The organism is Caldivirga sp. MU80, from assembly GCF_001663375.1.
Classification (GTDB): Archaea; Thermoproteota; Thermoprotei; order Thermoproteales; family Thermocladiaceae; genus Caldivirga.
The window spans coordinates 1-334 of the sequence record NZ_LCTF01000086.1 but is presented as its reverse complement, the minus strand read 5'-3'; the positions used below and the strand labels follow the sequence as shown (position 1 = coordinate 334).

Here is a 334-nt window from a genome sequence, read left to right as displayed (position 1 = left end):
TTCCTTATTATTATTATTGCTGTTATTTTGGGTAATTTTATTGCTGATGTTACTTATGGTTTGATTGATCCTAGGGTGAGGGGTGTATGATGGGTGTTTCTGTTCCTCTTGGTAGGAGGGTTGTTAATAGGGTTGTTGATTTCCTGCATCAGTTGTATGTTTCAATAGTCATCTTCACGAGTACTGGTCAGGGTAAGACTGGGTTTGGTTTAACAGTCTTCGTAGTAGCCCTAGCCCTAGCAGCACCACTATTCCCATACCCAGGGCCAAAGTGGAGCAACGTAGCACTACAATTCATACCACCAACACTAAAACCATCACCATGGTACATACT

General features: G+C 41.9%; 1 protein-coding gene. It reads left to right on the top strand.

Features of this window, described 5'->3' with window-relative positions:
* Positions 1 to 86: 86 nt before the first annotated feature.
* Positions 87 to 334, top strand: a 248-nt coding sequence (locus AAX04_RS11560) for a hypothetical protein (protein WP_156519862.1), incomplete at its 3' end; no start/stop codon positions are given.